This is a genomic window from Streptomyces sp. NPDC025833 (assembly GCF_055558055.1).
Window position 1 is genome coordinate 72,766 of record NZ_JBVHNF010000014.1, and the last position, 14,729, is coordinate 87,494.

The window sequence follows — 14,729 nt, forward strand, 5'->3', positions numbered from 1 at the left end:
GGGGGGGGGGGGGGGGGCCCGCGGGGGGGGGGCCCCCCCCGCCCCCCCCGCGGGGGGGGGGGGGGGGGGGGGGGGGGGGGGGGGGGGGGGGGGGGGGGGGGCCCCCCCCGGCGCCGGGGCGCCCCCCACGGCGGGGTGCCGGTCGCGCGGGCACCCGGGGAACGTGCAGGACCCCGGAACCGGCGCAGAGGTTCCGGGGCCCGGTCAGGGAGCGAGTCCACCGAACTCGCCCGCCGCGGCGGTCACACGCGGCGCAGCACGGCGACGACCTTGCCGAGGATGGTCGCGTCGTCGCCGGGGATCGGCTCGTAGGCCGCGTTGTGGGGGAGGAGCCAGACGTGGCCGTCCTCGCGCTTGAAGCGCTTGACGGTGGCCTCGCCGTCGAGCATGGCGGCCACGATGTCGCCGTTCTCCGCGACCGGCTGGCGGCGCACGGTGACCCAGTCGCCGTCACAGATCGCGGCCTCGATCATCGAGTCGCCGACGACCTTCAGGACGAACAGTTCGCCGTCGCCGACGAGCTGGCGGGGGAGGGGGAAGACGTCCTCGACGGACTCCTCGGCGAGGATCGGGCCACCGGCGGCGATCCGGCCGACCAGGGGGACGTACGACGCGGCGGGCTTGCCGGCGGTGTCCGTGGGCTGCACGGTGACGGCCTGGTCCGAGCCGCGTACCTCGTAGGCGCGCGGGCGGTGGGGGTCGCGGCGCAGGAAGCCCTTGCGCTCCAGTGCCATCAGCTGGTGGGCGACGGACGACGTGCTGGACAGGCCGACCGCCTGGCCGATCTCCCGCATGGACGGCGGGTAACCGCGCCGCTGCACGGAATCCCTGATGACCTCGATCACCCGGCGCTGCCGGTCGGTCAGCCCGGAGCTGTCGGCCCGGATGCCTGGAGGTCGTCCAGGCAGGGAGCGCTTGTGCCCCTCGGGATTCGTGGCTTCGTTCATCGCGTGTACCGGCTCGACTCGGCCCTGGGAGCGGTCCTGGGCGGTGATGGTGGCACTGTCTGCGGTCGTGGTCACGGCGGCCCCTCTCGATGGTCTCCCTGCTGCACAACGGTAGTTGCTTTCGAAAGGTTGCGCCAAACACACGTTCGAGTGAAAAAGTGCGTTTTGCCTGACGCGATCATGTGTCTGGGTGTATGGCTCACGTGACACTTGACGGACAAAAGCGCCCATTGTTGTACGCTTCACCGCCGGGGTTGCCGCCTCGTGGGCCGCGCCCCCAGTCTGCCATCCGGAATCCCGCGGTCCGGGGTCCGGGGCCCCTTCCGTGCGGCAATGCCACGCTTCCTCCGTGTGGCGCCCACCGTATCCCCCCGGGCGCCGCGGTGGCACCGCCCGGCGCCCGCGTGTCCGCGCCGGCCGCCAAAAGCGTCCGGTACCCCCGTATCCGTACGACACGCGTGTCTGCCTCGAAGTATGAGCCAATCCCCACATGTAGTGGTTGGATGGCTACAGCGGCCCACAAGTTGTGGTCCCCCCGGTCGGGGACGGCTCTTCGATCGCCTATGCTTAGGGCTGCTTCGCGAGGCCCATGTGTCTGGTGGGGCTGACGAGTCTGCTGTGAGGAGGGTTGGAGAACCATGCACTGCCCCTTCTGCAGGCACCCCGACAGCCGCGTGGTCGACAGCCGTACGACCGACGACGGCACGGCCATCCGCAGGCGCCGCCAGTGCCCTGACTGCTCCCGTCGTTTCACGACCGTGGAGACGTGCTCGCTCATGGTGGTGAAGCGGTCCGGGGTCACCGAGCCGTTCAGCCGTGCCAAGGTCATCAACGGCGTGCGCAAGGCGTGCCAGGGGCGGCCGGTCACCGAGGACGCGCTCGCCCAGCTCGGCCAGCGGGTCGAGGAGGCGGTGCGTGCCACCGGAAGCGCCGAGCTGACCACCCACGACGTGGGCCTGGCCATACTCGGCCCGTTGCAGGAGCTCGACCTCGTCGCCTATCTGCGGTTCGCCTCCGTCTACCGGGCGTTCGACTCGCTCGAGGACTTCGAGGCCGCGATCGCGGAGCTGAGGGAGGCGACGCGGATCCCCGCCGCGGACGAGGAGGACGCGGGAGCGGGGAGCCGGCAGGACGAACACGGGCGTGGCGGGACCGCGCAGGTCCCCGTGCCCGCCCCCGCCGCCGACTGACCGGCGGGCCGGAAACCGGGAGGAGAACCCGGGCTCCGGCCGGACGGCGGCCAATTCAGACCTGTCGCGGGTGACGGACGAGGGTGCCCGCGACGCATGACAAAAACACGTGCCCATGGGAACAAATGGGCACTTCAGGGCATTAATGCCCGTACAGGGAGGCGGCATGACAGAGACGGCGAGCGGTCCGGCACGAGGTTCACGCGTCAAGGGCGCCAAGACCGGCAAGGGCCTGCGTATCGAGCGCATCCACACCACCCCCGGAGTACACCCGTACGACGAGGTTGCCTGGGAGCGCCGTGACGTCGTCATGACCAACTGGCGCGACGGCTCGGTCAACTTCGAGCAGCGTGGCGTCGAGTTCCCCGACTTCTGGTCGGTGAACGCGGTCAACATCGTCACCAGCAAGTACTTCCGCGGTGCCGTCGGCACCCCGCAGCGCGAGGTCAGCCTCAGGCAGCTGATCGACCGCATCGTGAAGACGTACCGGAAGGCCGGTGAGGACTACAAGTACTTCGCCTCGCCCGCCGACGCCGAGATCTTCGAGCACGAGCTGGCTTACGCCCTCCTGCACCAGATCTTCAGCTTCAACAGCCCGGTCTGGTTCAACGTCGGCACCCCGCAGCCCCAGCAGGTCTCCGCCTGCTTCATCCTGTCCGTCGACGACTCCATGGAGTCGATCCTCGACTGGTACAAGGAAGAGGGCATGATCTTCAAGGGCGGCTCCGGTGCCGGCCTGAACCTCTCCCGCATCCGCTCCTCCAAGGAGCTGCTCTCCTCCGGCGGCAACGCCTCAGGTCCGGTCTCCTTCATGCGCGGCGCCGACGCCTCCGCCGGCACCATCAAGTCCGGCGGCGCCACCCGCCGGGCCGCGAAGATGGTCGTGCTCGACGTCGACCACCCCGACATCGAGGACTTCATCCAGACGAAGGTCAGCGAGGAGGAGAAGATCCGCGTCCTGCGCGACGCGGGCTTCGACATGGACCTGGGCGGCGACGACATCACGTCCGTCCAGTACCAGAACGCCAACAACTCGGTCCGCGTGAACGACGAGTTCATGACGGCGGTCGAGGACGGCGGCAAGTTCGGCCTGCGCGCCCGCATGACCGGTGAGGTCATCGAGGAGGTCGACGCCAAGGCGCTCTTCCGCAAGATCGCCGAGGCCGCCTGGGCCTGCGCCGACCCGGGCATCCAGTACGACGACACCATCAACAACTGGCACACCTGCCCCGAGTCCGGCCGGATCACCGCGTCGAACCCGTGCAGCGAGTACATGCACCTGGACAACACGTCCTGCAACCTGGCCTCGCTGAACCTGATGAAGTTCCTGAAGGACGACGCCAAGGGCAACCAGTCCTTCGAGACCGAGCGTTTCCAGAAGGTCGTCGAGCTGGTCATCACCGCGATGGACATCTCGATCTGCTTCGCGGACTTCCCGACGCAGAAGATCGGCGAGAACACGCGCGCGTTCCGCCAGCTCGGCATCGGCTACGCCAACCTCGGCGCCCTGCTGATGGCCACCGGCCACGCCTACGACTCCGACGGCGGCCGCGCCCTCGCGGGTGGCATCACCTCCCTGATGACGGGCACGGCCTACCGCCGCTCCGCCGAGCTGGCCGCGGTCGTCGGCACCTACGACGGCTACGCCCGCAACGCCGACGGCCACAACCGCGTCATGAAGCAGCACGCCGACGCCAACGGCACGGCCGTCCGCATGGACGACCTGGACACCCCGGTGTGGGCCGCCGCCACGGAGGCCTGGCAGGACGTCCTGCGCCTCGGTGAGAAGAACGGTTTCCGTAACGCCCAGGCGTCCGTCCTCGCGCCCACCGGCACCATCGGCCTCGCGATGTCCTGCGACACCACCGGTGTCGAGCCCGACCTCGCGCTGGTGAAGTTCAAGAAGCTGGTCGGCGGCGGCTCGATGCAGATCGTCAACGGCACCGTCCCGCAGGCACTGCGCCGCCTGGGCTACCAGGAGGAGCAGATCGAGGCGATCGTCGCCCACATCGCCGAGCACGGCAATGTGATCGACGCCCCCGGCCTCAAGACCGAGCACTACGAGGTGTTCGACTGCGCCATGGGCGAGCGCGCCATCTCCCCGATGGGCCACGTCCGCATGATGGCCGCGATCCAGCCGTGGATCTCCGGCGCCATCTCCAAGACGGTCAACATGCCGGAGACGGCGACCGTCGAGGAGGTCGAGGAGATCTACTTCAAGGCGTGGAAGCTGGGCGTCAAGGCGCTCGCGATCTACCGCGACAACTGCAAGGTCGGCCAGCCCCTCTCCGCCAAGAAGAAGGAGGAGGAGAAGGCCGAGGTAACCGAGAAGACCGAGGCGGCCATCCGCGAGACGGTCGAGAAGGTCATCGAGTACCGCCCGGTCCGCAAGCGCCTGCCCAAGGGCCGCCCGGGGATCACCACCTCGTTCACGGTCGGCGGCGCCGAGGGCTACATGACCGCCAACTCCTACCCGGACGACGGTCTCGGCGAGGTCTTCCTGAAGATGTCCAAGCAGGGCTCGACCCTCGCCGGCATGATGGACGCCTTCTCCATCGCCGTCTCCGTCGGTCTGCAGTACGGCGTGCCGCTGGAGACCTACGTCTCCAAGTTCACCAACATGCGCTTCGAGCCGGCCGGTATGACGGACGACCCGGACGTGCGGATGGCGCAGTCGATCGTCGACTACATCTTCCGCCGCCTGGCGCTGGACTTCCTGCCCTTCGAGACCCGTTCGGCGCTCGGCATCCACTCCGCCGAGGAGCGCCAGCGCCACCTGGAGACCGGTTCCTACGAGCCGGCCGAGGACGAGGTCGACGTCGAGGGCCTGGCCCAGTCGGCGCCGCGCGCCCAGGAGCTGAAGGCCGTGGCCACGCCCAAGGCGGACACCGGCGCGAGCGCGCCCGCCCCGCAGCAGGCCCACACCAACGCGGAGCTGGTGGAGATGCAGCTGGGCATCCAGGCCGACGCCCCGCTGTGCTTCTCCTGCGGTACCAAGATGCAGCGTGCCGGTTCCTGCTACATCTGCGAGGGCTGCGGCTCGACCAGCGGCTGCAGCTGATCACACGCCGTTCCCGAAGCAGGGGGCGCCGGCTCTGTGCCGGCGCCCCCTGCCGGTCCGGTCGCGGGACGACCCGCTCCGCGGCCGGGGGCAGGGCCGCGGACCGGAGGTGTCAGGCCCGGCGCGCCCGGCCCATCTCCTGGGTGAAGGACGCCGGGTCCGCGTCGAAGCCGTGGACGCCGGGACGGAACATCCACGCACCCGAGTCGTCCCGGACGAACTCGGCGATGGTCGCGGCGGTCGCCCCGGGCACCGCACCGAAGTCGTCCTCCGAGAGCACCGTGTACCCCTCGCGGATGCGCATGGCGGGGTTCAGCACACCGGCGAACGTCCTGGGCCCGGTCTGCTGCTGGATCACGATCCCCACCACCACGCGCGCGTAGCGGTCGTGCAGGCGCTCCAGTTCGAGCGTCATGACCTCGTCCCAGCCGAAGCCCTTGCCGTCCGTGCTGTCGCGGTTGAGCAGGATCGTGCCGTCCGGCGAGCGGCTGTCGAAGTGCACCAGATAGGCCGGAGTTCCGTACGCGTCCTCCGAGACGAAGGTCGCTGCGACGATGTCGAGATCGGTCGGCGCCTGATTCGCCGGACTGGGGTCCCACTTGAGCGAGACCTCGACCTTGCGGATTCCCTTGCTGAAGCCGGTCACCGGGCTTCCCCTTCCCCCTGCGGCTTGTTCGTCCCCAACTCCCCAGGAGCCGGGGTTTCTTGCCCATCGTGCCATGCGCACGGGGGCGTGCGCGCGGGCGATGTCCGCCGGAGGGTGACCGACGCCACGCCCGGTGGCCTTACGATGGCGCGGTGCTGGTCAAGTGGATTCGCTGCACCGTCGTGGACCGCCGGGGTTTCGAGAGGGGGCAGCGGAAATGGGCGGGGCTTCCGGGTGAGCCGGGCTTCCGGGGGCAGGGCGGCGGCTGGAGCCGCCGGCGACCGGGCACCGCCCACCTCTTCGCCTTCTGGGAGAGCCGGGCCTTCTACGACTCCTTCATGGCCCGTTCCCACGACCGCCTCGCCGCGGCGCAGTCCGGCACGTTCAAGGACGCCCAGGTCAAGCTGTTCGAGTATCGCTTCGACGTGAAGACCGGCTTCGAGCCGCGCTTCACGGACGCCGATCTGGTCCGCGTGGCCCTGTGCCGGGTCCACGAGGAGCGGGTCGAGCACTTCACGCTCATGCAGGAGAAGGTCTGGAACCCCGCGATGGCCGGCTCGCCCGGCATGATCCGCGGCATGTTCGCCGAGGCGCCCGAGCAGGAGTTCCTGATCCTGTCGATGTGGCGGTCCGCGGCCGAGCACGGCAAGTACCGCACGGAACGGGTGGAGCGCCTCGCGCTGCGCGCCCAGACCGAGGCGGACATAGCGGCGCTCTCCGGCGACATCGTGGAACTGGAGCCGTCCTGGACGGTCTGAGGGCAGCCCGTCCGGCCGGGCGGACGCGCCGACGCGCGCGCCCGCGCGACCTCCCCGGAGGGGGACCCGCGTGCGGGTTCCGTGTGACCTACGCCGTATGCGGCCCGCCCGGCTGCTCGATCCCGCTCGGTTCGCTCTAGGGTTTCGGCATGGCACGACCACGGCGCATCGTCCTCGTCCGGCACGGCGAGTCCATGGGGAACGTCGACGACTCCGTGTACGAGCGCGAACCCGATCACGCCCTCGCGCTCACGGAGCGGGGCCGGCGGCAGGTGGAGGAGACCGGCGAAGAGCTCCGCGAGCTGTTCGGCCGGGAGCGGGTGAGCGTGTACGTCTCGCCGTACCGCCGCACCCACGAGACACTCGACGCCCTCCACCTCGACCCCGGCCTCATACGCGTCCGCGAAGAGCCCCGGCTGCGCGAGCAGGACTGGGGCAACTGGCAGGACCGTGACGACGTGCGCCTGCAGAAGACCTACCGCGACGCGTACGGGCACTTCTTCTTCCGGTTCCCGCAGGGCGAGTCCGGCGCCGACGTGTACGACCGGGTCGGCGGCTTCCTGGAGAGCCTCTTCCGCAGCTTCGAGGCCCCCGACCACCCCCCGAACGTCCTGCTGGTGACCCACGGGCTCGCGATGCGGCTGTTCTGCATGCGCTGGTTCCACTGGACCGTCGCGGAATTCGAGTCCCTCTCCAACCCGGGGAACGCCGAGACGCGGATGCTCGTCCTGGGTGAGGACGGCAGGTACACACTCGACCGGCCCTTCGAGCGCTGGCGGAAACCGGCTCCTTACTGGGTGAACGGATAGAGTGGCAGAGCGATGACCGCTGACTCCTCTTGCCCCGGGCGCCTGGAGCGTGCCCTGGCCAGCCTGCGCGGCCTGGCCGTGGGAGACGCGCTGGGCTCCCAGTTCTTCGTTCCCGCGAACCATCCCCTGCTGAAGCGCCGCGAGCTGCCCGAAGGCCCGTGGCAATGGACGGACGACACGGAGATGGCCTGCTCCGTCGTGGCCGTGCTCGCCGCCCACCACCGCGTCGACCAGGACGCGCTGGCCCTCTCCTTCGCCGAGCACCACGACTTCGACCGCGGCTACGGCCCCGCCGTCAACCGGCTGCTGCGCCTGGTCCGGGAGGGCGAGGACTGGCGCCGGCTGGCCGCCGGGCTCTTCAACGGCCAGGGGTCCTGGGGCAACGGCGCCGCGATGCGGATCGCCCCCCTGGGCGCCTGGTACGCGGACGATCCCGAGCAGGCCACCCACCAGGCCGAGATCTCGGCCTACCCCACGCACCAGCACCGCGAGGCCGTGGTCGGAGCCATGGCCGTGGCCGCGGCGGCGGCACTGGCCGGCTCCCCGACCGGACCGCCCGCCCCCGAGGCACTCCTGGACGGCGTCATCGCGCTCGTCCCGAAGAGCGCGGTCGGCCAGGGCCTCCGCCGTGCCAGGGACATGCTCGACTACGGTGACGCGGCGACCGTCGCCGCCGTTCTCGGCTGCGGGCGCCGGACGACCGCCCACGACACCGTCCCCTTCGCCCTGTGGTCGGCCGCGCGGGCCCTCGGCGACTACACCTCGGCGTTCTGGACCACGGCCCAGGTCGGCGGGGATGTGGACACGACCTGCGCGATCGTGGGCGGTGTGCTCGCCGCGGGCAAGGCGGGGACGCCGCCGGCCGAGTGGGCGCGGCGCACCGAGGCACTGCCGGGCTGGGTGCCCACGGCGCTCTGACGGTTCCACCCTCCCCGGCCGCACATACCGCGCTCACGACCCGGTGGCCCACCGCAGGCGGTGATTCACGAATGCGACCACATGGAAGCGGCGCGCTCCGAGAGAGCGGTTGTGGCGGAGGGTGCGGGGTCGGCTGTCGCGCCGCCTCGTGCGTCATCAGGCCCGCAACCGGGCGGTGGGGAGCGTCTTCGGGCGCGGTCGGCGGGTGCGTCGCCGGTGCCCTCCCGGCCGTAAAGCCGTCCCCGGCGAAGGTGTGCGCAAGTGAACGCGGCGACCGGGCTCCCGCGGCGCCGGCCGACCCGCTGGCGCCGCCGCCACCGCGTCCCCGAGGCGGCCGACCCGCCGCCCCGGCCCCCGTACTGCCGGTAGGGCGACCGGGGTGTCGCCCGCCGATCCCGGCGGCGTACGCTATGGGCGCCATGCCGTACGAACCTCCTACCCACACCGTCGAGCGCTCCCTGCGCGCCACGACCGGAGCAAAGGTCGTCGCCGGTGTCGACGAGGTGGGGCGCGGCGCCTGGGCCGGGCCCGTCACGGTCTGCGCCGCGATCACCGGACTGCGCCGCCCGCCCGAGGGGCTGACCGACTCCAAGCTGCTGACGGTCAAGCGCCGTACGGAACTCGCCGAGACCCTGCGGTCATGGGTGACGGCCTACGCGCTGGGGCATGCTTCCCCCGAGGAGATCGACCGACTGGGGATGACGGCCGCCCTGCGGCTCGCCGCGGTCCGTGCCCTGGACGTCCTGCCGGTCCGCCCCGACGCCGTGATCCTCGACGGGAAGCACGATTACCTCGGCGCCCCCTGGAAGGTACGCACGGTGATCAAGGGCGATCAATCGTGCGTGGCGGTCGCGGCGGCGTCGGTGATAGCCAAGGTCCAGCGCGACAAAATGATGGCCGAACTGGGTGTCGACCATGCAGACTTCGGATTTGCGGACAACGCCGGGTATCCGGCACCCGTGCACAAGGCCGCACTCGAGGAGTGGGGGCCCACCCCGCACCACCGTTTGTCGTGGGCGTATCTTGATGCGTTGCCTCAGTGGCGGCACCTCAAGAAGGTCCGCGGCTGGGCGGACGGAAGTGTTCCGGACATCGAGGGTCAGCTCGGCTTCGATTTCTGACGGTTCCGCTCGCACTGATGTGCCACCCGGTCATCCGCGTCGCACCAACGTTTGATAAAAATCAGCTCATGCCTCTCATTCCCGAGGAGCCTCAGATTCACGAGAGTGCCCAGGGTCCCCGCGTCAGCCCGGCCAGTGGCCGTACCGCGCCGACCCCTCGCCCCGTACCCGGTCCCCGTCCCGCCGCCCCGCCCCGCCCCGGTCGTCCAGGCCCTTCGCGGCCCGCGCCGCCGGCGCAGCGCACAGCGCGTGACGTGGCCCCGGCCATGCCCGGCCCCTCCGGCCCGGCCGCTCCCGCCGCAACGGCGGGTCCCCAGATCCAGTTGGTCCCGGCTTCGGCCGAGGGTGCGCTCGACGCCGCCGAAGAGGCGGTGGACCTGCTCATCGAAGCGGGCCGCACCCCCGGCGACGTACTCGTGCTCACCACGGGTGCCCAGCACCCGTGGGCCGAACACGAGTTGTCCTTCGGTGAAGCGTCCTACTGGGCGCAGCACGATGCCGGTGACGACGTCTTCTACGCGGACGCCGCCGTCGCCGATCGTGCCGCGTCCCGCCCGGTGATCGTCGTGGCCGTCAACGGAGGCTCCGTCGCCACCGCTGCCACCGCCCTCTCGCTGGCGCACTCCCGTGCCGGCGCACTGCTGATCGTCTGCGGCGACCCGCAGCAGATCAACTCGGTGCTGGGCGCCGGCGTCTGAACCGCGTCCGGCACCCCGGGACACCGGGGTGCCGTAGGTTCCGCTCCCGCGGAACCCGCACGGTGCGGACCTCGGCGTGCCCGGACCAGGGGTACGGCAACGACGACGACGGGGTCGCACTCCCGGAGGTACGAAGGAGTGCGCATGGCGGACGCACGGCCGGTCCGGTCGTGGCAACGCGGTGCCGGGCACCGGAGCGGACGGTCGCGCCATGCCGACACGGCCATGGACGAGTGGGCGACCGTGCCCGGGAACCCCAGGGACCGCGCTCGGTGAACCCGCCGGCCCCGGCAGGAGGAACCGCCCGCGCTGATCGCCCCTGCTGACCCGCCGGCCCGGCCCGGACACCGGGGAGCCGTCGGCGCTGTGGGACGGCCGGCACAGGACGTCGTGCCGCTCGCGACCTCGTACCGTCGCGGCGCGTTCAGCGAGCCGCGGCCCGGCGCAGTACCTCGGAGACCGGGCCGCCGCTGCGCGGTACGAGCGGTGGAGCCTCCGACGTGGCGAAGGGCTCGGGCGCCGAGTGCGCGTTGGGCCGACGGCCGCCACGCCCCTCGCCGAGCACCTGCCAGCCCTCCTCCGTCAGCGTGATGTACGCCCCGCAGCGCAGCCCGTGCAGCGTGCAGGCATCGCGCAGCCCCCACATCCAGGCGCCGTCCTCCTCGGTCCAACGCCCCTCGCCGCCGCGGCAGTAGAGCAGGACGGCCGTGCGCACGGGGGTACGGCGGCGAAGGTCGTGCGGGATCACCCTGCGCAGCTGGTCCAGCAGTGCGTTGCGGAACATCCAGCCGTCGGCCGGAGCCGAACGGCGCGTGAACGAGGCGCTCGCCCGCAGCCGCTCGTCCGGGTCGAGGACGGCCACGACCGCCGTGAGCGGTTTCGGGTGGTGGCGGGCGTGCAGCCCGCTGACTATCTCGCGGGGATTGCGCAGCAGTGGGATACCGGCGGCGGCCCACTCCGCGGGCTCGAGCAGGCGACTGGCGGAGGCGGCGGACGCGGGTGTCGACAACGAGGCCGCCGAGGACGATGCGAATCCGAAGGTCACGTTCCTCCCTTCGGCTACGCGCCCACACTGCGGGCGGGGTCGGATTCGGGGGAGCGCGCACCGCAGCGGGCCCCGACCGGTGAACGGACGAGTCGTGCGGGTGGCGGACCTCAATTCTTCCTGTCGAACTTGGATGCGGCAACGAGCAATTGGGGCCACCGGCGGTTATCTGGCGGTCCGTCGCTTATATCCCTACCCAGAGGTCGGCCGATGACGCCTGAGGGGTCGGCCCCCGGCCCGGCGGGTCACCGGGCCGGCCGCCCCGGGAGGGCCGGGACCAGCGACAACGCCGCCTCAGCCCTGGACGGCGAGGACCAGGGGCAGCACGCCACGCGCGCCGGATCTCCGGAGCAGCCGTGCCGCGACGGCCAGGGTCCAGCCGGTCTCCGTGAAGTCGTCGACCAGCAGCACGGGACCGTCCGCCCCGGCGAGTGCCGATGCCAGAGCGGGCGGCACCGACAGCGCGCCGTCGAGCGCCTTCAGCCGCTGCGCGCTGTTGCTGCGCGGCGATCGGGGCGCCTCCCCCGCGTATTCCACCGAACCGAGCAGGGGAAGCCTGCCGATCTCGGCGATCCGGGCGCCCAGGGAGCCGATCAGCCGCGGCCGGCTGTGCGAGGCGACGGTGACCACGCCCGCCGGCCGGCCGGGGGCGTCCGGCGCCCCGGTCGCCCAGCCGCCGGGGCCCCGGGCCCAGTCGGCCAGGACGTCGACCACGGCTCGCGCCACGTCGTCCGGCACGTCGCCGTCCGGCGTCTGCGGGGCGAGCAGCGGCCGCAGCCGGTTGCCCCAGCCGATGTCCGAGAGCCGTCCCAGGGCCCGTCCGGGCAGGGCCAGTTCTCCGGCCGGGATGCGCCCCTTGAGGTCTATGCCGATGGCCGGGAGCCCGGTCGGCCACATGCGGCGCGGCTCCACCTCGACCCCGGCCCGGCCCAGGTCGCTGCGCGCGGCGTCCAGGGCCGCCGTGGACAGACCGGCGGTGAAGCGCGCTCCCGAGCAGTTGTCGCAGCGGCCGCAGGGTTTGGCGCCCTCGTCGTCCAGCTGGCGCTGCAGGAACTCCATCCGGCACTCGCCGGTGGCCGCGTACTCGCGCATCGCCTGCTGTTCGGCCGCGCGCTGCCGGGCCACCCACGCGTAGCGCTCGACGTCGTACGACCACGGCTGTCCGGTGGCGGTCCAGCCGCCCTTGACCCGGTGCACCGCTCCGTCCACGTCGAGGACCTTGAGCATCGTCTCCAGCCGGGAACGGCGCAGCTCCACCAGCGGTTCCAGGGCGGGCAGGGACAGCGGCCGGTCCGCCCGCGCGAGCACGTCGAGCGTGCGGCGGACCAGTTCCTCGGAGGGGAAGGCCAGCGAGGCGAAGTACTCCCAGATCGCCTCGTCCTCCTTGCCGGGCAGCAGCAGCACCTCGGCGTGTGCGACGCCGCGGCCTGCCCTGCCGACCTGCTGGTAGTAGGCGATGGGGGAGGAGGGCGAGCCGAGGTGGACCACGAACCCCAGATCCGGTTTGTCGAAGCCCATGCCGAGCGCGGAGGTCGCGACCAGAGCCTTGACGCGGTTGGCGAGCAGGTCGTCCTCCGCCTGCTGGCGGTCGGCGTTCTCCGTCTTGCCCGTGTACGAGGCGACGGCGTGCCCCCGCTGCCGCAGGAAGGCGGTGACCTCCTCCGCGGCGGCGACGGTGAGCGTGTAGATGATGCCGGAGCCCGGCAGGTCGTCGAGGTGGTCGGCGAGCCAGGCCATCCGGTGGGCGGCGTCCGGCAGGCGCAGCACCCCGAGGCTGAGGCTCTCGCGGTCCAGTGGCCCGCGCAGCACCAGCGCGTCGGACGCGCCCCCCGTGCCGAGCTGCTCCGCGACGTCGGCGGTCACCCGGGCGTTGGCCGTGGCGGTGGTGGCCAGCACGGGGACGCCGGGCGGGAGGTCACCGAGCATGGTGCGCAGCCGCCGGTAGTCGGGCCGGAAGTCGTGGCCCCAGTCCGAGATGCAGTGGGCCTCGTCCACGACCAGCAGGCCGGTGGCCGCCGACAGCTTGGGCAGGACCTGGTCACGGAAGTCGGGGTTGTTCAGCCGCTCCGGCGAGACGAGCAGCACGTCGACGTCGCCCGCCGCGATCTCGGCCTGCACCTCCTCCCACTCCTCGGTGTTGGCGGAGTTGATCGTCCGGGCGTGGATGCCGGCCCGCCGTGCGGCCTCCACCTGGTTGCGCATGAGCGCGAGCAGCGGCGAGACGATCACCGTCGGCCCGCTCCCGCCGGCTCTGAGCAGCGAGGTCGCCACGAAGTACACCGCGGACTTGCCCCAGCCCGTGCGCTGGACCACCAGGGCCCGGCGCCGGTCGGCGACCAGCGCCTCGATCGCCCGCCACTGGTCCTCCCGCAGCCGGGCGGTGCCGGTGTCGTCCCCGACGAGCCGGGCGAGGACGGTGTCGGCCCGGGCCCGGAGATCCGCGTTGCTCGTGTGCTCCATGCGTTCCATACAACAGGACGGGACCGACAACCGGGCGGCCCCGGCCCTCGACTGTGGACAACCGTGACAAGGTGTCGTGTCCCTGACTCGACTTATCCACAGGCTCAACCGGAATCGTGCGATCCGCGAGATCGTCGGCGCATGACGAATCACGGCGAACCCACCGGACCCTTCGAAAGCAACGACATTCCGGGACGTACCCCGCCGGGCGGACCGGCCGAGCACACGGCGCAGGTCACCCTGCGCACCCCGGCCGAACTGGCCGACGCCCTGCCCTACCTCCTCGGCTACCGCCCGGAGGACAGCATGGTGCTCGTGGCGCTGCACGACCGCGGCGGCCGCGGCCGGTTCGGCGGGCGGGCCCGGCTCGGCATCCCCGCGAGCAGGGACGACTGGGAGGCGGCCGCCCGGCAACTGGCCCGCGGCCTGGTCACCGGCAGCCGACGGCGCGGCACCCCTCCCGAGCGGATGGTGGCCTACGTCTGCCAGGAGCCCGGTCCCGGGGAGACCGGCCGGGAGGTCAAACGACGGCTGGAAGGGCTGGCCCACCTGATGCGCACCGAGTGCGGCAGCCTCGACGTGCCCGTCATCGAGGCCCTGTGCATCTCGGACGGCCGCTACTGGTCGTACTGCTGCCCCGCCGAGGACTGCTGCCCCGAGGACGGCTCACCGATGGGCCTGCCCGGCACCTCCGTGCTCGCCGCGGCCGCCACCTACGCGGGCATCCAGGTGCGCGGCACCCTGCGGGAGCTGCACGCCAGGCTGCAGCCCTGGGAGACCACCGCGGCCCTGGAGCAGGAGATCGCCCTCGACGCGGCCGGCATGAACCTGGTGCCCCGCATCCTCGACGAGACGGCCCGCGAGAAGGTGGCCGAGGAGACCCTCGGACTCGCCGAGCGCGTCATCCGCCGCTTCGCCGCGGCGGCACCGGTCTCCGGCACCCATCCGGCGGACGTGGGGGCCGCCCGGGGGGGGGGGCCCCCCGGGGGGGGGGGCCCCCCGAAGTGGCGGCAGCCACCGAACACCCCCCCCCACGGCCCCCCCCCCCGGGATGGGGGGGCGGGGGGCGCCGGCCC

General features: G+C 72.0%; 12 protein-coding genes. 8 read left to right on the forward strand and 4 right to left on the reverse strand.

What is annotated here, in order from left to right; all coding sequences use genetic code 11:
• Positions 1–242: 242 nt before the first annotated feature.
• Positions 243–1,022, reverse strand: coding sequence for a transcriptional repressor LexA (gene lexA, locus ACZ4K2_RS24985; protein ID WP_030750750.1), 780 nt, complete (start codon positions 1,020–1,022; stop codon positions 243–245).
• A 563-nt stretch (positions 1,023–1,585) separates the two neighbouring features.
• Between lexA and nrdR the strand changes: the two genes are divergently transcribed.
• Entirely contained in the window at positions 1,586–2,137 is a 552-nt protein-coding gene (nrdR, locus tag ACZ4K2_RS24990) for a transcriptional regulator NrdR (RefSeq protein ID WP_467476035.1), read from the forward strand.
• A gap of 166 nt (positions 2,138–2,303) precedes the next feature.
• A complete protein-coding gene (locus tag ACZ4K2_RS24995; RefSeq protein ID WP_467476034.1) occupies positions 2,304–5,198 on the forward strand; it encodes a vitamin B12-dependent ribonucleotide reductase in 2,895 nt (964 codons plus the stop codon).
• A 112-nt stretch (positions 5,199–5,310) separates the two neighbouring features.
• Here the strand turns inward: ACZ4K2_RS24995 and ACZ4K2_RS25000 are convergent, their stop codons facing one another.
• Positions 5,311–5,844 carry a TerD family protein gene (locus ACZ4K2_RS25000; RefSeq protein ID WP_467476033.1) on the reverse strand — a complete coding sequence of 178 codons (534 nt, stop codon included), beginning with the start codon at positions 5,842–5,844 and terminating at the stop codon, positions 5,311–5,313.
• Positions 5,845–5,996: 152 nt separating this feature from the next.
• Between ACZ4K2_RS25000 and ACZ4K2_RS25005 the strand changes: the two genes are divergently transcribed.
• The 5 genes from ACZ4K2_RS25005 (at position 5,997) to ACZ4K2_RS25025 (ending at position 10,148) form a co-directional block, all read left to right on the forward strand.
• Positions 5,997–6,602 (forward strand): YdbC family protein, encoded by a 606-nt coding sequence (locus tag ACZ4K2_RS25005; protein WP_467476032.1) that lies wholly within the window; start codon positions 5,997–5,999, stop codon positions 6,600–6,602.
• A 149-nt stretch (positions 6,603–6,751) separates the two neighbouring features.
• Positions 6,752–7,411, forward strand: coding sequence for a histidine phosphatase family protein (locus ACZ4K2_RS25010; RefSeq protein WP_467476031.1), 660 nt, complete (start codon positions 6,752–6,754; stop codon positions 7,409–7,411).
• Between the two features lie 12 nt (positions 7,412–7,423).
• Complete coding sequence (locus ACZ4K2_RS25015; protein ID WP_467476030.1) at positions 7,424–8,329, forward strand: ADP-ribosylglycohydrolase family protein; 906 nt, start codon at positions 7,424–7,426, stop codon at positions 8,327–8,329.
• 419 nt (positions 8,330–8,748) lie between these two features.
• Complete coding sequence (locus ACZ4K2_RS25020) at positions 8,749–9,450, forward strand: ribonuclease HII (protein WP_467476029.1); 702 nt, start codon at positions 8,749–8,751, stop codon at positions 9,448–9,450.
• A 68-nt stretch (positions 9,451–9,518) separates the two neighbouring features.
• A complete protein-coding gene (locus tag ACZ4K2_RS25025; protein ID WP_467476028.1) occupies positions 9,519–10,148 on the forward strand; it encodes a hypothetical protein in 630 nt (209 codons plus the stop codon).
• A gap of 424 nt (positions 10,149–10,572) precedes the next feature.
• Here ACZ4K2_RS25025 and ACZ4K2_RS25030 read toward each other — a convergent pair whose 3' ends face one another.
• A complete protein-coding gene (locus ACZ4K2_RS25030) occupies positions 10,573–11,193 on the reverse strand; it encodes a hypothetical protein (RefSeq protein ID WP_467476027.1) in 621 nt (206 codons plus the stop codon).
• Between the two features lie 294 nt (positions 11,194–11,487).
• Positions 11,488–13,653, reverse strand: a complete 2,166-nt coding sequence (locus ACZ4K2_RS25035) for a RecQ family ATP-dependent DNA helicase (protein WP_467476026.1) — start codon at positions 13,651–13,653, stop codon at positions 11,488–11,490.
• 141 nt (positions 13,654–13,794) lie between these two features.
• Here ACZ4K2_RS25035 and ACZ4K2_RS25040 point away from each other — a divergent pair.
• On the forward strand, positions 13,795–14,729 hold a 935-nt coding region (locus ACZ4K2_RS25040), incomplete at its 3' end, for a DUF4192 domain-containing protein (RefSeq protein WP_467769971.1).